A 19,432-nucleotide genomic window follows, 5' to 3' on the forward strand; every position below is an offset into this window, starting at 1 on the left:
CCACCGTCCGGCGGGGCGCGCGCCGGTGGAACGGTCTCACCGGCGCGGCCCGCCGTGCACGACCTCGGCCAGGTACGGCGCGGTGGCGCTTCCCGCCGCCCCCGCCACCTCGGCCGGAGGGCCCGCGGCGACGATCCGCCCGCCCGCGTCGCCACCGCCCGGCCCCAGGTCGATCACCCAGTCGGCACCCGCCACCACGGCCATGTCGTGCTCCACCACGATCACCGTGTGCCCGGCGTCCACCAGGCCGTGCAATTGCCGCATCAGCACCTCGACATCGGCCGGGTGCAGACCGGTGGTCGGCTCGTCCAGGAGGTACAGGGTGTGGCCGCGGCGGCCGCGCTGGAGCTCGCTCGCCAGCTTGATGCGCTGCGCCTCCCCGCCGGACAGCTCCGTCGCGGGCTGGCCGAGCCGCAGGTAGCCGAGACCGACGTCGAGCAGCGCGGCCAGGCTCCGCGCCACCGTGGGCGTGTCCGTGAAGAACTCCGCCGCGCCCTCCACGGTCAGGTCCAGTACCTCGGCGATGCTCCGCCCCCGGTACGCCACTTCGAGCGTTTCGGGGTTGTAGCGCGCTCCGCCGCAGTCCGGGCACGGCGCGTAGGTGCTCGGCAGGAACAGCAGCTCGACGCTGACGAACCCCTCGCCCTGGCAGGTCTCGCAGCGTCCGCCCGGCACGTTGAAGGAGAACCGGCCGACGCCGTACCCCCGTTCGCGTGCCGCGTCGGTGGCGGCGAAGACCTTGCGCACGACGTCGAACAGGCCCGTGTACGTGGCCAGGTTGGACCGCGGGGTGCGGCCGATCGGCTTCTGGTCCACGGAGACCAGCCGCTCCACACCCGGCGACTCCTGGGTGACGGCGCCGATGAGCGTCGACTTCCCGGATCCGGACACGCCGGTCACCGCCGTGAGCACGCCCAGGGGGAACTCGGCGCTCACCCCGTGCAGGTTGTGCCGGGTGACCGGCCCGACCGTCAGGGTGCCCCGGGGCCGGCGCACCTCGCGGACGGGAGCGGGGGAGCGGTCGAAGAGGTGGCGGGCGGTGGCCGACTCCGCGACCTCGGCGAGCCCGGCCACCGGACCGCTGTACAGCACGCGCCCGCCGTGCTCGCCCGCCCGCGGACCGACGTCCACGATCCAGTCGGCGCCGCGCATCACCCCGAGGTGGTGCTCCACCACGAACACCGAGTTGCCCGCCGACTTCAGCCGCTCCAGCACCGTCAGCAGGGCCTCGGTGTCCGCCGGGTGCAGGCCCGCGGACGGCTCGTCGAGGACGTAGACGACGCCGAACAGCCCGGAGCGCAGCTGGGTCGCCAGCCGCAGCCGTTGCAGCTCGCCCGCCGAGAGCGTGGGTGCGGGGCGGTCGAGGCTCAGATAGCCGAGGCCCAGCTCGACGACGGGCGTGATGCGGGAGGTCAGGTCGGCCGTGAGCACCCGTGCCGTCTCGTCGCCCGTCGGCAGCAGCCCGGTGAGTTCCGTCAGCGGCAGCGCGGCCAGCTCGGCGATGCCGCGGCCGCCCACGGTCACCGCGAGGGCCTCCGGCCGCAGCCGGCCGCCGCCGCACACCGGGCAGGGCGCGCTGGTGAGGAACCGCTCGGCCTTCGCCCGCAGCGTCGCGCTCTTCGAGTCCGAGAACGTCTTCATCACGTACCGGCGGGCGCTCATGTACGTGCCCTGGTACGGCCGCTGGATGCGGCCGGCCTCCCGCACCGGGTGCACGGTGACCACCGGCTGCTCGTCCGTGAACAGGATCCACTCCCGCTCCTCGGCGGGCAGCTCGCGCCACGGCCGGTCCACGTCGTGGCCGAGCGCGTCGAGGACGTCCCGCAGGTTCTTGCCCTGCCAGGCGCCGGGCCACGCCGCGACGGCGCCGTCCCGGATCGACAGCGACGGGTCGGGGACGAGCAGTTCCTCGGTCGTACGGTGCACCCGGCCGAGCCCGTGGCACTCGGGGCACGCCCCGGCCGCCGTGTTGGGCGAGAAGGCGTCCGAGTCGAGCCGCGCGGCGCCCGGCGGGTACTCCCCGGCGCGCGAGAACAGCATCCGCAGGGAGTTGGACAGGTTGGTGACCGTGCCGACCGACGAACGGGACGTCGGCGCCGCCCGGCGCTGCTGGAGCGACACGGCCGGAGGCAGTCCGGTGATCTCGCCGATCTTCGGCGCGCCGACCTGCTGGATCAGCCGGCGGGCGTAGGGCGCGACCGACTCGAAGTAGCGCCGCTGCGCCTCCGCGTAGACGGTGCCGAAGGCGAGCGACGACTTGCCGGAGCCCGACACGCCGGTGAACACGGCCACCACGTCCCGCGGGACGTCGACGTCCACGCCCCTGAGGTTGTGCTCACGGGCGCCGCGGACGCGGACGTACGGGTCGTGGGGGCTGTGCATCGGGGAACTCCGTACGGTCTTCGGTCACGGCCGGTGGGACAAACCCCGCGATTCTATGCCGGGTCGGCTCGCGTGTCCGCGCCGGTGACCCGGGCGAGCCGCCGGTAGGAGTCCAGCAGGGCCTCGCGGTCGTGGGTGCTGGTGGTCACCAGCACTTCCTGGGCGCCGGTCGCCCTCAGGAGCGCCTCCAGCTCGCCGGCGACCTGCTCCTCGGTGCCCGCGATGTGACCGGCCAGGCCGGACTCGTACAGCTCGCGCTCCCTGGCGGTCATCGACCGGGCCTCGACGTCCTCGGCCGGCGGCAGCGGCGGGAAGGTGCCGCGGGTGCGGGCGTGGGCCATGGACCAGGCCTCCGGGAGCAGCAGGCGCCGGGCGGCCTGCGGCGTGCCGGCCACGGCCACGGTGCCCGAGACGACGACGTACGGCTCCCGGCTCCACCCGGAGGGGCGGAAGGCCGCGCGGTAGCGGTCGATGCCGCGCAGCATCCGGTCGCGGTCGCGCAGGTCGCCGATGACCATCGGCAGGCCCGCGCGGGCGGCGACGGCCGCGCCCTCGCCCATGGCCAGGACGAACGGCGGTACGGTCAGTCCCTCCGCGGGGCGGGCGTGCACACCCGTGGGGGACGTCCCCCGGAACCAGCCCAGCAGCTCCGCCAGTTGGGCGTCGAAGTCCTCGGCGTCGTCCTTGCCGCGGCCCAGCGCCCTGCGCACGCCGTCGGTGAAGCCCACCGACCGGCCGAGGCCCATGTCGATCCGGCCCGGGAACAGCGACTCCAGCACGCCGAACTGCTCGGCGACGACCAGGGGCCGGTGGTTGGGCAGCATCACGCCGCCGGTGCCGACCCGGATGCGGCGCGTGGCGGCGGCGACGGCGGCGGCCAGCACCGTCGGCGCCGAGCCGGCCACTCCGGGCACGCCGTGGTGCTCCGCCACCCAGAACCGGTGGTAGCCGAGCCGCTCCGCCTCCCGCGCCAGTGACACGGTGTCGCGCAGCGCCTCGGCGCCGGTGCCGCCCTCGCGGACGCGGGAGCGGTCGAGGACGGAGAAGCGGGTCGTCGCGATCACTGAGCTCACATCGGGTTCAACGCGTGCGAGGCGTCAGGATTCCCGGCCCCGGGCGCGCGGTCGGCCCGCCGGGCGCGACGGCCCTAGGGTGGGGGCGTGACCGACAGCAGCAGGCCTCCGCTGGCCGTGTTCGACCTGGACAACACCCTCGCCGGCACCGCGCACCGGCAGCGCTTCCTGGAGCGCCGGCCGCGTGACTGGGACGCCTTCTTCGCCGCCGCGCCCCATGACCCGCCGCTGCCGGAGGGCATCGCGCTGGTGCGCGCGAGCGCGGGGGAGTGCGAGATCGTCTACCTGACCGGGCGGCCCGAGCGCTGCCGGCGCGACACGCTCGACTGGCTGGCCGCGCAGGGGCTCCCCGAGGGGCGGGTGTACATGCGGGGCAACGCCGACCGCCGGCCCGCCCGGCGCACCAAGCTGGAGATCCTGCGGCGGCTCGCCCGCACCCGGGAGATCCGCGTCCTGGTCGACGACGACGCGCTGGTGTGCGACGACGCCGAACGGGCCGGCTTCACCGTCGTCCGCGCGGACTGGGCCGCCGGGTCGGCCGAGCTGAAGGACGCCCAGGAGCGCCAGGGGCGTACCTGACCGCCCCGGCACCCGCCGTCGCCGCGCGCCTCGCCGGCACCCGCCGGGGCGTCAGTCCGACTCCTCCAGGCGGAAACCGACCTTCAGCCCCACCTGCCAGTGGGCGACCTCGCCCTCCTCGATCTGGCCGCGCACCTGGGTGACCTCGAACCAGTCCAGGTTGCGCAGGGTCCGCGAGGCGCGGCCGATGGCGTTGCGGACGGCCTGGTCGACGCCGTCGGGCGAGGTGCCGACGATCTCGGTGACCCGGTAGGTGTGGTTCGACATGCGGGTGCTCCCTTCCCGGGGGCCGGTGGCGGTGACGCGTGTGCCGTGCGTCACTCCACCGTGCCCCACGCGGCGGCGGAGCGCGAGACGTCGGCGTCCCCTCCGGCCGTCCCCGCCCCCGTCCCGTTCGAGCCTCCCCCTTGACCTGTGCATTGGTCCATACCAAAATCCCCTACACCCGTACGAGCCTCACGCTCGTCCCCCCACGTCGGGTTTCCCTTCGCGTGCGCGGGACCCACCGGTCCGTCACCGACACCTGTTCGACCAGAAGGACCCCTCGTGAGACGTCGCCTCCTCGCCCTTGTCTGTGCCTCCGCCACCCTGCTCGGCGGCTGCGGCCTGATGTCCTCGGACGGCGGCGGCGGGCGGCGCGCCGTCACCGTGTGGCTGATGAAGGGCAGTGCCTCGGACGACTTCCTCGAGCGCTTCACCGAGGACTTCGAGCGCGAACACCCCGGCCTCGAACTCGACATCCGCATCCAGGAGTGGACCGGCGTCGGCGAGAAGGTGCAGACCGCGCTGAAGTCCGACGGCGGCGACGCGCAGCCGGACGTCATCGAGGTCGGCAACACCCAGGTCCCGCAGTACGCCGAGGGCGGCCGGCTGAAGGACCTGACGCTGGAGTCGATGCGGGACTGGGGGATCCGCGACTGGCTGCCCGGCCTCGCCGAACCGGGGGAGTACCTGTCCCAGCAGTTCGGCATCCCCTGGTACGCCGCCAACCGCGTCGTCATCTACCGCAAGGACATGTTCGAGCAGGCGGGCGTCACCGGACCGCCGCGTACCCGCGACGAGTGGCTGACCGCCACCGAGAAGCTCGACCACGGCACCGACCAGGGCATCTACCTGGCCGGACAGGACTGGTACACGCTGGCCGGGTTCATCTGGGACGAGGGCGGCGACCTGGCCAAGGAGAGCGGTGGCGCCTGGACCGGCGCGCTGGACAGCCCGGCCGCCCTGCGCGGCATGGACTTCTACCGCGAACTCCAGGCCCTGGGCGAGGGACCCGTGGACGCCGACGAGGAACACCCCCCGCAGGCCGGTGTGTTCGCCAAGGGCCGGATCGCCCAGATCATCGCCGTGCCGGGGCTCGCCCAGTCCATCCTGCGCGAGAACCCCGGCCTCAAGGACAAGCTGGGCTTCTTCCCCGTGCCCGGCAAGAGCGCCGACGCGCCCGGGGCCGTGTTCACCGGCGGATCCGACCTCGTCGTACCGGAGAACACCGACGACCGGGACGGCGCCGTCGCCGTGCTGGAGGCCCTCACCTCGGCCAAGTGGAACACCGACCTGGCCCGCACCATGAACTACGTCCCCAACAAGAAGTCGCTGGCCGCGGACGTCGCCGGCGAGGACGGGGTCGAGGCGATGGCCGCCGGCGCGGCCCGGGGCCGGGCGACCCCCGGCACCCCCCTGTGGGGTGCCGTCGAGGCGGACAACCCCATCAAGGAGTACATGACCAAGGTGCTCAAGGGCGCCGAGGCACGGCCGGAGGCCGAGCGGGCCTCCGACCGCGTCACCGCGCTCCTGGACCCCAACGCCCGCTGACGCGGCGCCGGGCCCCGGGCGCGTCCGGCTCAGCGCGCCCGGCTCAGCGACAGCGCGAAGCATCCCTCGCCGTCGGTCCACCAGTGGGTGAGGTCCAGGCCGGCCGCCGCCAGTTCCGTCCGCACGCCCTCGCGGCGGAACTTCGCGGACACCTCGGTGCGCACTTCCTCGCCGGCGGCGAAGTCCACGGCCAGGTCGAGCGCCTGGATCTTCACCGTCTGCGCCGTGCGCGAGCGCAGCCGCATCTCGATCCACTCCCGCTCCGCGTCCCACACCGCGACGTGGTCGAAGGCCGCGGGCACGAAGTCGGCCTCCAGTTCGCGGTTGATCACGGCCAGGACGTTCTTGTCGAACGCGGCCGTCACCCCGGCCGCGTCGTCGTACGCCCGCACCAGCACCCGCTCGTCCTTCACCAGGTCCGTGCCCAGCAGCAGCGCGTCGCCGGGCGCGAGCAGCGCACGGACGGACGCCAGGAACGCGGCCCGCTCGGCGGGCAGCAGATTGCCGATCGTGCCGCCGAGGAACGCCACCAGCCGGGGACCGGGCGTGTCCGGGAGCGTGATCCCGGCGGTGAAGTCGGCGATCAGCGCGTGCACATCCAGCCCCGGCCGCTCGGCGGCGATCGCCCGCCCGGCCTGCGTGAGCGCGCTCTCGCTGACGTCGACCGGCACGTACGCCTCCAGCCCGGTCAGCGCGTCCAGCAGGTGCCGGGTCTTCTCCGACGAGCCCGAGCCCAGCTCGACCAGGGTGCGGGCGCCGGTCGCGGCGGCGACCTCGCCGGCCCGGTCGACGAGGATCTCCCGCTCCGCCCGGGTGGGGTAGTACTCGGGCAGCCCGGTGATCTCCTCGAACAGCTCGCTGCCCCGGGCGTCGTAGAACCACTTCGGCGGCAGTGACTTGGGGTCACTCGTCAGGCCCGTCCGGACGTCGGCGCGCAGGGCGGCGTCCGTGGTGTCCTCGGGCAGCGTGCGGGTGAGGCGGAACGGGCTCACGTGCGGGGCTCCTTCGCAGCCGGGGCGGCCGTGGCCGCGGGTACCAGGGTGTTCTCGCGCGGGTCCTCGAGGGGGGTCAGCAGCACGTCCGTGCCGCTCGCCGCGAGCAGGGTGCGGTCGGGGACCTCCTGCCAGTGCGGGTCGTCGTCGTACGGCTCGGAGGCGACGACCGTGCCGCCGCCACGCCGGGCCAGGTACCAGAGGGTGTCGCCCCAGGCGGTGGCCGCGACGGTCTCGCCGTCCGTGAGCAGCAGGTTCAGCCGCGAGGCGGGGGAGGCCGCGGCGACCTCCAGCACCGTGTCGGCCAGTGCCCGGGGGCCGGTGCCCCCGGCGCGCAGCCGGTGCAGGACCAGGGCCCACACGAGCGCCGAGTCGTTGCGGGCCTCCAGCGACAGCAGGTCACCCGCCGGCAGGGTCCCCGCCACCCGGTCCAGCGACCCGGGCCAGCCCGCCACCGCGCCGTTGTGGCTGAACAGCCAGGGTCCCGCGGCGAACGGTGCCGCCGCGGCCTCCGCGTCGGCACCCGCCAGCGTCGCGTCCCGTACCGCGGCCAGCAGCGCGCCGGCGCGCACCACCCGGGCCAGGTCGGCGAAGGACCGGTCCGCCCAGATCGGCCCGGCCCGGCGGTAGCGTGCCGGCACCGGGTCGCCCTCCGCGTACCAGCCGACGCCGAACCCGTCGGCGTTGACCGTGCCGTACCGCTGGTGCCGGGGGGCCCAGGACTGGCGGTACAGGGCGTGCTCCGGCTCCACCAGGAGGCGGCCCAGCGGCTCCGGGGGGCCGACGTACGCCAGATGACGGCACATCAGGAGGCCTCCGCGGTGCGGGCGGTGCGGAAGCCGGAGAAGATCTGCCGCCGGATCGGGTAGTCCCAGTTGCGGAAGGTGCCTCGGCAGGCCACCGCGTCCACGGCGAACGAACCGCCGCGCAGCACCTTGTGGTCCGGCCCGAAGAACACCTCCGAGTACTCCCGGTACGGGAACGCCCGGAAGCCGGGGTACGGCGCGAAGTCGCTCGACGTCCACTCCCAGACGTCGCCGATCAACTGCCGTACGCCGAGCGGGGACTCGCCGGCCGGATAGCTGCCCGCGGGTGCCGGGCGCAGATGCCGCTGACCGAGGTTGGCGTGCTCCGGGCCCGGGTCGTCGTCGCCCCACGGATAGCGCATGGAGCGGTCACCGGCCGGGTCGTACCGCGCGGCCTTCTCCCACTCGGCCTCGGTGGGCAGCCGCCGCCCGGCCCAGCGGGCCCACGCGTCGGCCTCGTACCAGCACACGTGCACCACCGGCTCGTCGGGCGGCACCACCTCGGTGACGCCGAAGCGGCGCCGCAGCCACTGCCCGCCGTCCCGGCGCCAGAACAGCGGGGCCGTGACCGAGTGGCGCCGGATGTGGTCCCAGCCCTCCGGCGCCCACCAGCGCGGATCCGAGTAGCCTCCGTCCTCGATGAACGCCTGGTACGCGGCGTTCGTCACCGGCGTGGTGTCGATGAGGAACGGGGCCACCTCACGCCGGTGCGCGGGCCGTTCGTTGTCCAGGGCCCACGGCTCGTCCGAGGTGCCCATCGTGAACGGGCCGCCCGGCACCAGGACCTCCGCCGGACCGGTGAACAGCGGCACCGGCTCCGGGTCCGGGGCGGTCAGGGCCTGCGGGCCCCTGCGGAGCTGGTGGGTGATCAGCATGGTCTCGTCGTGCTGCTGCTCGTGCTGGGCGATCATCCCGAAGGCGAAGCCCGCCTCCGTCAGCCGCGTGCCGTGGAACACGGCGCCCTCCAGCACGTCCAGGGCCCGGCCGCGTACGTCCGCCGCGTACCGGCGGGCCTCGTCCGGCGGCAGCAGCGGCAGCGCGGGGCGTTCGGCGCGCGGGTGCTCGAAGGCGTCGTACAGGCTGTCGATCTCGGGCCGTATCGCCTCCTGCCCGCCGACGGCGCGCAGCAGCCACTGCTCCTCCTGGTTGCCTATGTGCGCGAGGTCCCACACCAGCGGGGACATCAGCGGCGACACCTGGGCGGTCAGGTCGGGGCCCTCCACGCAACTGGTCAGCAGCGTGGTCCGGTCACGTGCCGTGACGAGCGTGGCCAGCGCCCGCTCACGCAGCGTCTCGGGGCCCGGCCGGGGGCCGGCCGCGGGCTCGGCGGCGGGGCCCGTGGCCGGGCCGCGGGGGGTGTCCGTGGCGGAGTCGGTCATGGGGTCTCCCTCCCGTGCGGGCCGTGGCCCGCACCGTCGTGCGCGTCCAGCAGGTCGTCGGCGGGACAGCGGCCCCGGGCGACATAGCGGTCCAGGTACGCCGCGACGGCGTCCGTCACCCCGGTGGTGGCGCCGAGCCGGGGCAGCGCGTCGAGCGCCGCCGCGAAGCACACGGCGGCCGCGTCCCGCAGTTCCGGATCGGTGAGGGCGTCGCGGGCCGCGTCCCGGTACAGCGGGTTGTGCGGGGCGGACAGGCCGAGGGTGCGCTCGGTGAGGCGCTTCACGGCCCGGTAGGCGGTCTCCGACGCCTCCTGGTCGTCGAACAGCGCCGCCGTCACGGCGAGCGGCACGATCCAGCCGTCGTCCCCGGGCTGCGCGTCGATCATGCGCAGTTCCAGGTGCCCGCGCGGTCTGACCGGCGGGAACAGCGTGGTGAGGTGGTAGTCGAGATCCTCCTCGGTCGGGGCTCCGGGCGACCGGGTCCTGGTCCACTCGCGGAAGGTCATGCCCTCGGGCACGTCCCAGGGGCCGCGGTCCCTGCGTACGCACATCACCGGGGCGTCCAGCACGTGGCGGGCCCAGGCGCGGCGCGGGTCGGCGTCCAGGGGCGGGCCGCCCGCCCGGCCGGTGCCGATCTGCGTCCACCGCAGCTGCCGCGTGGACCGCCAGCCGGTGGGCCGGCCGCCGGACAGCGGGGAGTTGGCGAACGCCGCCACCAGGACCGCGCCCAGCTGGTGGGCGAGCCACCAGCGGCGGACGTGACCGAGCGTGCCGGGCTCCTCGTGCCCCGCGTCCAGGCACACCTGCACGGAGGCGGTGGCGCACATCATGAAGCGGCCCGCGGACCCGGTGCGGTCGAGGCAGGCCTCCATGGCGTCGTACCGCGCCTGGCGCAGGAACCGGCGGGGGGAGTGCCGGGGCTCGTGACCGAGGCCGACCAGGGCGAGCCCCTCCTTCCCCAGGACCGCCCGGACGGCGTCGAGGTCGGCGGAGACGGCGCGGACGCACTCCGTCAGGGAGGCGGCGGGCAGCGAGCTCAGTTCCAGCTGGCCGCCGGGTTCGACGGTCAGCGCCGAACCGAGGGGCACGGTCCGCAGCGTGGCGTAGACCGCTTCGAGTCGTTCGGATGTCACGGGGAGCCACGGCGCGCGCGGCTCGTGGATCAGCCACTCCACCTCGACGCCGAGGCGCGCGGGCGGGCCGGTCTTGAAGCAGATGCCCTGGACCAGCGCCTCGGCCTCGGCTTCCGTGACGGGGGTGCGCGGCCGCGTACAGCCGCTTACCGCATCGGACATGTCGGGATCCTCCTGAGATTCCACCATGTCGCCGACCCTGTTCGGGGTGGGCCGGGTCGGCACACTCGTCCCACCCAAGACCCTCGCGCCGCTCCGCACAAGGGTGCATATCGGGACGTTCCATCTCGGGCATCTCCACGACCCGACCGTTTCCGGGGGCTTCTCCCCGTCGTTGCCCGGGCCGGGAAATCCCGTTGCGCCGCATCACCAGCATCGCCCAGGATTCCCGCATGAGCACGACGGGGGAGGCCGCCCGGCGCGCGGTCACGGCGTCCACGGGGGTGGCGCCATGAGCGCGCGCCTGCGCGGCATCGCGAAGGAGACCGAGCAGATCGTCGCGGCGGGGGGCTACCGCACGCCCGGCGGACGCGAGGTGCGGATCGCGGCGGCGGTCGAGGCGGCCCGCGAGGGCACCCGGATGCACGGTCCGGGACCGGTCGCGGTGCCACCGTCCGCCCCGGTGGCCACGGTCTTCGAGGTCACGGGCGAGAGCAGCCCGGAGGCCGCCCGCCGGCTCGGCGGCGAGGTCGCCGTACTGAACTTCGCCTCCGCCCGCAACCCCGGCGGCGGTTACCTCAACGGCGCCCAGGCCCAGGAGGAGGCCCTGTGCCGGGCCTCCGCCCTGTACACCTGCCTGCTGCGGGCCCGCGCCTTCTACGACCACCACCGGGCCCACCGCGACCCGTTCTACACGGACCGGGTCGTCCACTCACCCGCCGTGCCGGTCTTCCGCGACGACCGCGGAGTGCTGCTGGAGCAGCCGTACACGGCCGGATTCCTCACCGCCGCCGCACCGAACGCGGGCGTGGTGCTGCGGACCGCACCGGAGCGCGCCGGCGAGCTGGGTCCCGCGCTGGCCGTGCGGGCCGAACGGGTGCTGGAGACGGCCGCCGCCCACGGCTACCGGCGGCTGGTGCTCGGCGCCTGGGGCTGCGGCGTGTTCCGCAACGACCCGGCCCGGGTCGCGGGCGCGTTCCGGACGCTGCTCGGACCCGGCGGGCGCTTCGAGTCGTCGTTCGAACGGGTGACGTTCGGCATCCTGGACCGCTCGCCGGGCGGCACCGTCCGCGCGGCGTTCGCCCGGGCCTTCCCGGAGGCCGCCGCCGACGGGCGTCAGCTCCAGCCGTAGCGCTCCCGCAGCCGCTGCCGTACGAGCCCGAAGCGCATCCGGTCCAGCGCGCAGGCCTCACGGCGCATCCCGGCGTCGTGCAGCCGCAGCACCCGGTCCACCGCGACCCAGGAATCCCGCCCCGACCGGTCCCAGGGCCCGCTGCCGATGCGCACCCACTCCCGGTCCCCGTCGTGCCGCTTGCTGGAGAGCTGCACCGCGAGCACCGTGCCCGCCGCCTCCCGTGCGACGACGAGCACCGGCCGGTCCTTGCCCCGCCCGTCGTTCTCCTCGTACGGCACCCACGTCCAGACGATCTCGCCCGGATCCGGGTCCCCGTCGTGCGCGGGCGAGTACTCGGTGCGCACCCGGCCCACGCCCCGCGGGTCCGCCTCCGTCGTCGCGGAGGGGCCGTGGCGGCCGGGCACAAGGGCGTCGCTGTCATCGGTCCCGCGGGTGTAGGCGTCCACGGCCGTACCGTACGCGACGCGTTCCGCGGCGGAACGGCCGGTCGGCGCGGCCCGCGGCGGGACGGCCGGTCGGCGCGGCCCGCGGCGGGATGGCAGGCTGGCACTCGGCCACCCTCCGCACGAGCACCAGAACAGGAAGCCGACGCTATGACCGACAAGCTCACCGTGTGCGTCCTGGGCACCGGCATCATGGGCGCGGCGATGGCCCGCAACCTCGCCCGCGCCGGACTCGCCGTCCGCGCCTGGAACCGCAGCCGGGACAAGGCCGAGCCGCTGGCCGCCGACGGCGTGCACGTCGCCGGCAGCCCCGAGGAGGCGGTGCGGGACGCCGGCGTCGTCCTCACCATGCTGTACGACGGCCCGGCCGCCCTGGACGTCATGCGCCGCGCCGCCCCCGGCCTGCGCCCCGGCGCCGCGTGGGTGCAGTCGACCACCGCCGGCCTCGACGCGCTCGCGGACCTCGCCGCCTTCGCCCGCGAGCACGGCCTCGTCTTCTTCGACGCCCCCGTGCTCGGCACCCGGCAGCCCGCCGAGGCCGGTCAGTTGCTCGTCCTGGCCGCCGGCCCGGCCGGCGCGCGGGACACGGTGGCGCCCGTCTTCGACGCGGTCGGCTCCCGCACGGTGTGGACCGGCGAGGACGGTGCCGCCGGCAGCGCCACCCGGCTCAAGCTCGTGGCCAACAGCTGGGTCCTCGCCGCCACCGGCGCGGTCGGCGAGGTCCTGGCGCTGTCGCAGGCGCTGGGCGTGGACCCGGACGGCTTCTTCGACGCCATCGCCGGCGGCCCTCTCGACATGGGATACCTGCGCGCCAAGGCCGCCCTGATCCGTGACGACGCCCTCACCCCGGCCCAGTTCGCCGTCACCACCGCCGCGAAGGACGCCCGGCTGATCGTCGAGGCGGGCGAGCGCAACGGCGTGCGCCTGGACGTCGCCGCCGCGACCGCGGAGCGCCTGGAGCGCGCCGCGGCCCAGGGCCACGGCGACGAGGACATGGCGGCGGCCTACTTCGCCAGCTTCGACGGACAGGCGTCCGACCGGGCGCGCCCGGGGTACCGGACGAACTGAGGAAACGGAACGCCGAAGCGGCCTCCGAACGACCACTACGCGAAGGAGTTCTCATGTCCAAGCCCCCGCTGCCGCCCGAGGCCGTCGACCTGCTGCGCCGTCCCAACCCGTGCGTGATGGCCACGCTCCGCTCGGACGGCAGCCCCGTCTCCACACCCACCTGGTACCTGTGGGAGGACGACGGCCGGGTCCTGATCAGCCTCGACGAGGGCCGGGTACGCCTCAAGCACCTGCGCCGCGACCCGCGGGTGACGCTCACCGTCCTGGACGGCGACGACTGGTACACGCACGTCACCCTCATCGGCCGTGTCACCGAGACCCGCGACGACGAGGGCCTGGCCGACATCGACCGGCTCTCCACGCACTACACGGGCAACTCCTACCCGGACCGGGTCCGCGCCCGGGTCAGCGCGTGGATCGAGGTCGAGCGCTGGCACGGCTGGGGTTCGCTGAAGGACAGCGACCAGGCGTCGACCTGACGGCCGGCCCGGCCCGTTCCGCGCCGGCCGGGCTCAGCTCGCGAAGGCCGCCCCCGCCGCCCCCGCCGGCTGCTCCGACCGGGGCGGCGGGGCCGCCGCCGGCTCGCCGTCCGGGTGCCGCCACAGGCCCCGCCCGGCCAGCCGCGGCAGGACGCCCTCGCCGAACCAGTACGCCTCCTCCAGGTGCGGGTAGCCGGAGAGCACGAACTCCTCGATGCCCAGGGACGCGTACTCCTCGATCCGCTCGGCGACCTCCTCGTGGCCGCCGACCAGGGCGGTGCCCGCGCCGCCGCTCACCAGGCCGATACCGGCCCACAGGTTGGGGTGGATCTCCAGCCCGTCCCGGGCGCCGCCGTGCAGGGCGAGCATGCGCCGCTGCCCCTCCGACTCGCTGCGGGCCAGGCCCTCCTGCACGGCCCGTACCGTGTCCGGGTCGAAGCCGGACAGCAGCCGTTCCGCCTCCGCCCAGGCCTGTGCCGAGGTGTCGCGGGTGATGACGTGCAGCCGGATGCCGAACCGCGGGGTGCGGCCCTCCTGAGCGGCCGACTCACGGACCCGGGCGATCTTCTCGGCGACCTGCGCGGGCGGCTCGCCCCAGGTGAGGTAGACGTCGGCGTGCCGCGCGGCCACCTCGACCGCCGCGGGCGACGAACCGCCGAAGTAGACCTCGGGCACCGGGTCGGGCACGCGGGCCGGCCGCGCGCCCTCCACCCGGAGGTGCTCGCCGTCGAGGTCGACACCGTCGCCGCCCCACAACCGCCGGACCACGCTCAGGAATTCGCCGGTACGGCGGTAGCGGGCGTCCTTGCCGGTGCTGGTCCTGCGGTACCGGGACGACGGCATGGACTGGGGCCCGGCGCTGCTGATCGCTCTGTTCGTGACACCGCTGTCCCTGCTGCCGCCCCGGGGGCGGGAGCGGCTCATGGACAGGGCGCGGCGGGCGGGTGAGGGGGCCCGGGAGCGCCGGCGGGGACAGGCCGCCGGGTAGTCCGGTGCCCCGGGTCGCGGCGAGGCGTCGAGGGGAACGGCGGACGACGCGACGGACGCCGCGAGGGGCGCCGGGCACGGGCCGCCGGGCGCGCGGCCGGGCCGGGCAGGGCCGCGGCGCGGATCCGAAATCGCCCTGCGGGGCAAGTCGGAGCGGGCCGAACGCGGGGTTTCGGGCCACATTCACTTCGACGCTTTTCGGCCTGTGGGATCCGGGCGCGAGGGGTCCCCTCCGAGTCCCTCCTGCGCGCTCGCGTCACTCCCGTGGCGAAAGACGCCGCTGCGAGCGGCCGGCCGGGTGGAGGCTCTTCGTCCGGTCCGCCCCGCAACGACGCGATCCGGCCTGACGACCCTTCCCGGCCGCGTCCTCCGGCACCGTCGAGAACGGCGGATTGATGTCGCTGTCTCCCGGTGCGGCCGCATTGAGTGCTTCTCGGGCGGAACCCCGGGGCAGACGGCTGGGGACATTGGGGGACGAGCCCGGTGGTCCGCGCGGACGGCCGGGAGACCTTGGGGGTCGTACATGGTTCGTGTTCTTGTGGTGCACGATGCGCTGCTGCTGCGTTCGGCACTGGCGCAACTGCTCCTGTCCGCCGACGGACTCGAGGTCTCGTCCATGTCGTCCCGGGGCGAGGAGCCCGACGAGGACGACTTACCCGCCGACGTGTGCGTCGTGGACGGGGACTGTCTGGAGGCTACGGAGGAGCTGTGCCGTACACCCCTCTGGGACCGGTGCGGGGCCCGACAGGTCGTCCTCGCCGCACCGGAGCGGCCGGGCGTGCTGCGCAGGGCGTTCGACGCGGGAGTGCTCGGCTTCGTCGCCAAGGACGCCCCGTCCCACCGTCTGATCGCCGCCGTGCACACCGTCGCCAAGGGCGAACGGTTCCTCGACGAGAGACTCACCGTCCCCCTGCTGGAAGCGTCCCAGTCACCCCTGACGGCCCGTGAGCTCCATGTGGTGGCGCAGGCCGCCCAAGGCTCCTCCGTCGCCGAGATAGCCGGCCTCCTGCACCTGTCGCGGGGGACGGTCCGCAACTACATGGCCAGTGCGATACGCAAGGTCGGCGCACGCAACCGGGTCGACGCCATACGCATAGTCCAGAGCGCCGGCTGGGTGTGAGGAGGCGGGGCACGCGGCGCGCCCGGGTCAGCTCAGGGTCTCGCCCCAGTGCCCCACCAGATCGCGGTAGAGCGGTGAACGGCCGAGGAGTTCACGGTGCGTCCCGCACACGGCACCGACGCCGTCCAGCACCAGGATCCGGTCGGCCCGCAGCGCCGACGACATGCGGTGGGCCACCACGACGAGCGCACCCGGACGCCGGGCGAGGGCCTCCTCGGCCCGTGCCTCGGCGGCCGGGTCGAGGTGGCAGGTCGCCTCGTCGAGCAGGAGCAGACGCGCCGTGGACAGGTGCGCCCGCACCAGCACGAGCAACTGGCGCTCGCCCTGCGACAGACCGGCCGGTGCGAGCGGCGCGTCGAGTCCGCCCAGGCGCTCGACGAGGGCCTCGGCGCCGAGTTCGCGCACGGCCGCCAGGATGCCGTCCACGGAGGCGTCCGGACGCAGGTACGTGAGGTTGTCCCGGACGGTACCGGTGAACACGTACGCCTGCTGGGGCAGCAGGACGCGCAGGGCGGAGAGCTCGGCCGGGCCGCGGCCCGCGACCGTACGGCCGGCCACCTCGACCACGCCCCCGCCCGGCGCCAGCGTCCCGGCGACCAGACGGGTGAGGGTCGACTTGCCGATGCCGCTGGGGCCGACGACGGCCAGGTGCTCGCCGTCCTCGACCCGCAGGTCGAGCCCGTCGAGGACCGGTTCGGCCCGTGCTCCGTAGGACAGCGTCACCGACCGCAGCTCCACGGCGGGGGCAGGCGATTCCGCCCGCCGGTCCGGGTCCGCGGCGGGCGTGGCCGGCGGCGGGCCGGTGAGGGGCGCGGACGGCCCGGAGCCGGTGATGCGGTCCAGGACCACGAGCAGCCGCGTCCCCGCGGCCCCGATCGCCGTCATCAGGGTGTGGAGCGCCGGCAGCAGCGCCTGGGCGAGGTAGGTGAAGGCACCCAGCAGCGCCCCGGTGGTGACCCCCTTGCTGCGCAGCCACGGCACGGTCACCAGCAGGAGCAGGACCGGCAGCTGCCCCGCGACACCGAGGGCCAGCGTGCGCACCGCGGCCCAGCGGGCGAGGACCCGCGCGGTGCCGGCGGCCTCCGCGACGAGCCGCTCACCGTCGCGCGCGGCCTCCGCCTGCGTACCGCAGGCGGTGATGTCCCGCAGCGCCCCCCGGGTCCGCGTCGCGTGATCGCCCAGCGCCTCGTCGGCGGCGAGGGCCCGCCGCTGCGCCGCCGCCATGGGCCGCAGCGTGACCAGGAACAGGGCCAGGCCCCCGGCAAGGGGCGGCACGACGACCAGCAGCAGCGCCGGGTCCAGCGAGAACAGGCCCAGCAGCGCGCCGGCGGCGGTGAAGACGAACGAGCGCATGGTCAGCACGAGCCCGGCGAAGCTGTCCCGCACGATCTCGACCTGGTTCGTGAGCCGAGAGACGGCGGCCCGGTCCCCGCCACCGGGACGGGCCTGCGCCTCCGCCATGGACCGCGCGACCGCCCGCCGCACCAGACCGTCGCGCAACGGCTCGGTCAGTCCGGCCAGTTGGGCGAAGACACCCCGGACCACGGGCGCCCCGAGCAGCACGGCGACCGCGGCGACCGCGAGCCAGCCGAGCCCGGCGGCCGTGTCACCGGCCAGGAAGCCCCGGTCGAGGGCCTGGGCCACGCCGTACCCGACCAGGAAGGTCTGCGCCGACTCGGCCACCGACCACGCCCCGAGCCGGGCGAGGACGCCCTTGCGCCCGGCCAGGAAGCGCCGGGCGGGCGGCAGGACCCGGCGCAGCGGTCCGGGCCTCCGGCCGTACCGCGGCACGGGGCCGCCGTCGGTGGCGGTCACGGCCGCACCTCGCCGTGCAGGGAGGCGATCGGGTCGCCCGCGGGCCGTGCGTCCGCGCCGTCGGTGGCGGAGGCGGCGGCGGATCCGGCGCCGGTGGCGAACACCGCACGGTAGGCGGCCCGTTCCCACAGCCGCCGGTGGGGGCCGACCGCCCGTACCCGTCCGGCCTCCAGCCAGATCACCAGGTCCGCCCGCGCCGCGACCGACGGGCGGTGCGCCACGACCAGACGGGTGGTGCCCTCGAGGGAGTCGCGCACCGCCCGGTCCACGGCGTGCTCGGTGGCGGTGTCGAGGCTGGAGGTCGCGTCGTCCATCACGAGCAGCCGGCCCGCGTGGGCGAACGCCCGGGCCAGCCCCAGACGCTGGTACTCCCCGCCGGACAGCGGGACGTCGGCGAGCGGGGTGTCGTACGTCCGCGGCAGGCGGCGCACGAAGGCGTCGGCGCCCGCGACACGGATCGCCTTCCGTGCCCGGTCCGGCGTCGCGGGGGGTGTCCCGGCCGCGACCGCCTCCGCCACGGTGCCGTCACCGAGCACCGGACGCGCGAAGGCGAAGCCGACCTCGGCGCGCAGGCTCGCACGGGTCAGGGAGCTCAAGGGGACGCCGTCCAGCAGGACGTCTCCCTCGTCGGGATCGACGAGCCGGCCCGCCACGGCCGCCAGGACGGACTTGCCGGAACCGCTGCGGCCCACGACCGCGGCCGTCGCCCCGCCGGGCACCACCACGTCGTCCGCCCGCAGCACCTCCGTCCCCTCCCGCAGCACGCGCACTCCGCGCAGCGCGAGGACCCCCGGGCCGCCCGGCGGCAGGTTCCGGCCGCCGTGGGGCAGGGCGGGCAGCCCTTCCAGGGCCGCGGTGCGTTCCCGTGCCGTCCGCCCCCGGACCAGCGCGCCGAGCAGCGTGGCCGCACTGCCGAATCCGGCGGCCAGTTGCGCGTAACGGCACGCCGCCAGCAGCTCGCCGACGCTCAGGGCGCCCGCGCCGAGCCGGAGCCCGCCGACGGCCGTGGCCGCCACGGTCAGCAGCGGGACGAGCACGCCGCCGGTGGCCAGCGCCCGCCCGTGCAGGATCCACATGCGCTCGCCCAGGGCGCCGAGCTCCGCCAGCGGCCGGAGCACCCGGCGGCGTTCACGGTCCGCGGTCCCGGCGGCGGCGATGGTCTCCGCGCCCTCCATGGCCTCCAGCAGGCGGCCCGCGATGTCCGACTGCACCCGCTGGTAGGCACGCACCGACGTTCCCGTGTCGCGCGCGAAGACCCGCAGCACCAGCACCAGGGCGGGCAGACCGGCCAGGACGCATCCGGCGACCCACAGGTCGACGAAGGCCAGCGCGACGAGCGCGCCGGCCGGGGTGATCAGCGAGGCGGCGAGGGCGGCCCGGGCGGCCGGGGCACCGCCCGCGTCGGAGGCGTTGAGCGTCAGCCGCGTCGCGACGTCTCCCGCGGAGTACGGACGCGTCGCGTCCGGTACGGCGTGCAGCAGGCCGGTGAGGGCGCGGGAGCGGATCGACGCCGTCCAGCCGGCGGTGCAGCGGCCGGTGAGCAGCGCGGTCAGTCCGTCGAGGAGGACCTCGCCGACGAGCAGCCCCACGCTCACCGTGAGCCAGGCCCCGGCGTCGCCTCCGTCCAGCAGCAGGTCCAGCGCCCGGCCGAGGACCAGGGGCTGTGCGACCGCGGCGGCCGCCGCCGCCACCGAGCAGACCAGCACCAGCAGTTCGGGCACCCGGCCGGGATCCGCGCCGGGCGGTCCCGGCGGGCCGGGCGCCGCGTCCTCGCGCCGCCGGACCGGGGTCTTGTCCACCAGCCGCCCCTCCTTGTGGTCGGCGCCGCGCACCGCGGCGACGAGACACGGCACCGGCGCCCCGGCGGTGAGCCGGGACGCCGGTACCGGACCGGGCGGCCCGCCGCGGTGACCGCGACGGGCCGCCTCGGACGTCAGTTACAGGTCGTGATGCTGAGGCTGCTGTCGCCGCAGAGCAGCAGGCTGGCGCGGCTGCCGGTCTCGACGTCCCCCATGGCCTCTTCCTTCGGGGTCTCCATCGACTGCAGGTCGAACAGGTTCATGTGATCAT

General features: G+C 75.4%; 19 protein-coding genes. 7 read left to right on the forward strand and 12 right to left on the reverse strand.

Annotated features, from left to right (window positions below):
• Nucleotides 1-36 precede the first annotated feature (36 nt).
• Together AC0VYN_RS13570 and AC0VYN_RS13575 are read right to left on the reverse strand one after the other, a co-directional pair.
• Nucleotides 37-2,382 (reverse strand): ATP-binding cassette domain-containing protein, encoded by a 2,346-nt coding sequence (locus AC0VYN_RS13570; protein ID WP_475536193.1) that lies wholly within the window; start codon nucleotides 2,380-2,382, stop codon nucleotides 37-39.
• Nucleotides 2,383-2,435: 53 nt separating this feature from the next.
• Nucleotides 2,436-3,455, reverse strand: a complete 1,020-nt coding sequence (locus tag AC0VYN_RS13575) for an LLM class flavin-dependent oxidoreductase (RefSeq protein WP_475536194.1) — start codon at nucleotides 3,453-3,455, stop codon at nucleotides 2,436-2,438.
• A gap of 87 nt (nucleotides 3,456-3,542) precedes the next feature.
• On the opposite strand from AC0VYN_RS13575, the gene AC0VYN_RS13580 reads away from it, so the two are divergent.
• Nucleotides 3,543-4,034, forward strand: a complete 492-nt coding sequence (locus tag AC0VYN_RS13580) for a phosphatase domain-containing protein (RefSeq protein ID WP_475536195.1) — start codon at nucleotides 3,543-3,545, stop codon at nucleotides 4,032-4,034.
• A gap of 51 nt (nucleotides 4,035-4,085) precedes the next feature.
• Here AC0VYN_RS13580 and AC0VYN_RS13585 read toward each other — a convergent pair whose 3' ends face one another.
• A complete protein-coding gene (locus tag AC0VYN_RS13585; RefSeq protein ID WP_385466518.1) occupies nucleotides 4,086-4,301 on the reverse strand; it encodes a dodecin in 216 nt (71 codons plus the stop codon).
• Between the two features lie 279 nt (nucleotides 4,302-4,580).
• On the opposite strand from AC0VYN_RS13585, the gene AC0VYN_RS13590 reads away from it, so the two are divergent.
• Entirely contained in the window at nucleotides 4,581-5,846 is a 1,266-nt protein-coding gene (locus AC0VYN_RS13590; protein ID WP_475536196.1) for an extracellular solute-binding protein, read from the forward strand.
• Between the two features lie 29 nt (nucleotides 5,847-5,875).
• Here the strand turns inward: AC0VYN_RS13590 and egtD are convergent, their stop codons facing one another.
• The 4 genes from egtD to egtA are packed head-to-tail and all read right to left on the reverse strand — an operon-like array spanning nucleotide 5,876 to nucleotide 10,318.
• Entirely contained in the window at nucleotides 5,876-6,838 is a 963-nt protein-coding gene (gene egtD / locus AC0VYN_RS13595; RefSeq protein ID WP_475536197.1) for an L-histidine N(alpha)-methyltransferase, read from the reverse strand.
• Nucleotides 6,835-7,644: an ergothioneine biosynthesis protein EgtC gene (gene egtC / locus AC0VYN_RS13600; protein WP_475536198.1), complete on the reverse strand. Its 810-nt coding sequence runs from the start codon at nucleotides 7,642-7,644 to the stop codon at nucleotides 6,835-6,837. The genes egtD and egtC overlap by 4 nt, the downstream gene beginning before the upstream one ends.
• A complete protein-coding gene (egtB, locus tag AC0VYN_RS13605; RefSeq protein WP_475536199.1) occupies nucleotides 7,644-9,023 on the reverse strand; it encodes an ergothioneine biosynthesis protein EgtB in 1,380 nt (459 codons plus the stop codon). Before egtB ends, egtC begins: the two co-directional genes overlap by 1 nt.
• A complete protein-coding gene (egtA, locus tag AC0VYN_RS13610) occupies nucleotides 9,020-10,318 on the reverse strand; it encodes an ergothioneine biosynthesis glutamate--cysteine ligase EgtA (protein WP_475536200.1) in 1,299 nt (432 codons plus the stop codon). Before egtA ends, egtB begins: the two co-directional genes overlap by 4 nt.
• A 289-nt stretch (nucleotides 10,319-10,607) precedes the next feature.
• Between egtA and AC0VYN_RS13615 the strand changes: the two genes are divergently transcribed.
• On the forward strand, nucleotides 10,608-11,447 hold the full coding sequence (locus tag AC0VYN_RS13615) for a TIGR02452 family protein (protein ID WP_475536201.1): 840 nt from the start codon (nucleotides 10,608-10,610) through the stop codon (nucleotides 11,445-11,447).
• Here the strand turns inward: AC0VYN_RS13615 and AC0VYN_RS13620 are convergent.
• Nucleotides 11,432-11,896 (reverse strand): type II toxin-antitoxin system PemK/MazF family toxin, encoded by a 465-nt coding sequence (locus AC0VYN_RS13620; protein ID WP_475536202.1) that lies wholly within the window; start codon nucleotides 11,894-11,896, stop codon nucleotides 11,432-11,434. The genes AC0VYN_RS13615 and AC0VYN_RS13620 overlap by 16 nt on opposite strands.
• A gap of 147 nt (nucleotides 11,897-12,043) precedes the next feature.
• Between AC0VYN_RS13620 and AC0VYN_RS13625 the strand changes: the two genes are divergently transcribed.
• Both AC0VYN_RS13625 and AC0VYN_RS13630 read left to right on the forward strand, forming a co-directional pair.
• The gene (locus AC0VYN_RS13625; RefSeq protein WP_475536203.1) at nucleotides 12,044-12,961 is read left to right on the forward strand and encodes an NAD(P)-dependent oxidoreductase; all 918 of its coding nucleotides are present in this window, start codon (nucleotides 12,044-12,046) and stop codon (nucleotides 12,959-12,961) included.
• Nucleotides 12,962-13,014: 53 nt separating this feature from the next.
• The gene (locus AC0VYN_RS13630; protein ID WP_385466491.1) at nucleotides 13,015-13,440 is read left to right on the forward strand and encodes a PPOX class F420-dependent oxidoreductase; all 426 of its coding nucleotides are present in this window, start codon (nucleotides 13,015-13,017) and stop codon (nucleotides 13,438-13,440) included.
• Nucleotides 13,441-13,473: 33 nt separating this feature from the next.
• On the opposite strand, the gene AC0VYN_RS13635 is transcribed toward AC0VYN_RS13630, so the two are convergent.
• On the reverse strand, nucleotides 13,474-14,283 hold the full coding sequence (locus AC0VYN_RS13635) for an LLM class flavin-dependent oxidoreductase (RefSeq protein WP_475536204.1): 810 nt from the start codon (nucleotides 14,281-14,283) through the stop codon (nucleotides 13,474-13,476).
• Between AC0VYN_RS13635 and AC0VYN_RS13640 the strand changes: the two genes are divergently transcribed.
• Together AC0VYN_RS13640 and AC0VYN_RS13645 are read left to right on the forward strand one after the other, a co-directional pair.
• The gene (locus AC0VYN_RS13640; protein WP_475536205.1) at nucleotides 14,282-14,428 is read left to right on the forward strand and encodes a hypothetical protein; all 147 of its coding nucleotides are present in this window, start codon (nucleotides 14,282-14,284) and stop codon (nucleotides 14,426-14,428) included. The two genes, AC0VYN_RS13635 and AC0VYN_RS13640, sit on opposite strands and share 2 nt — an antisense overlap.
• Nucleotides 14,429-14,950: 522 nt before the next feature.
• Entirely contained in the window at nucleotides 14,951-15,547 is a 597-nt protein-coding gene (locus AC0VYN_RS13645) for a LuxR C-terminal-related transcriptional regulator (RefSeq protein WP_475536206.1), read from the forward strand.
• A gap of 27 nt (nucleotides 15,548-15,574) precedes the next feature.
• On the opposite strand, the gene AC0VYN_RS13650 is transcribed toward AC0VYN_RS13645, so the two are convergent.
• From AC0VYN_RS13650 to ramS, 3 genes are all read right to left on the reverse strand, one after another.
• Nucleotides 15,575-17,362, reverse strand: coding sequence for an ATP-binding cassette domain-containing protein (locus AC0VYN_RS13650; protein WP_475536207.1), 1,788 nt, complete (start codon nucleotides 17,360-17,362; stop codon nucleotides 15,575-15,577).
• Complete coding sequence (locus AC0VYN_RS13655; protein WP_475536208.1) at nucleotides 17,359-19,215, reverse strand: ABC transporter ATP-binding protein; 1,857 nt, start codon at nucleotides 19,213-19,215, stop codon at nucleotides 17,359-17,361. The genes AC0VYN_RS13650 and AC0VYN_RS13655 overlap by 4 nt, the downstream gene beginning before the upstream one ends.
• Before the next feature lie 80 nt (nucleotides 19,216-19,295).
• Entirely contained in the window at nucleotides 19,296-19,424 is a 129-nt protein-coding gene (gene ramS, locus AC0VYN_RS13660) for a mycelium formation morphogenetic lantipeptide SapB (RefSeq protein ID WP_003972313.1), read from the reverse strand.
• Nucleotides 19,425-19,432 lie beyond the last annotated feature (8 nt).

Source organism: Streptomyces sp. 63XJN7_1_ISO-PGPR-S23-121 (assembly GCF_056173025.1).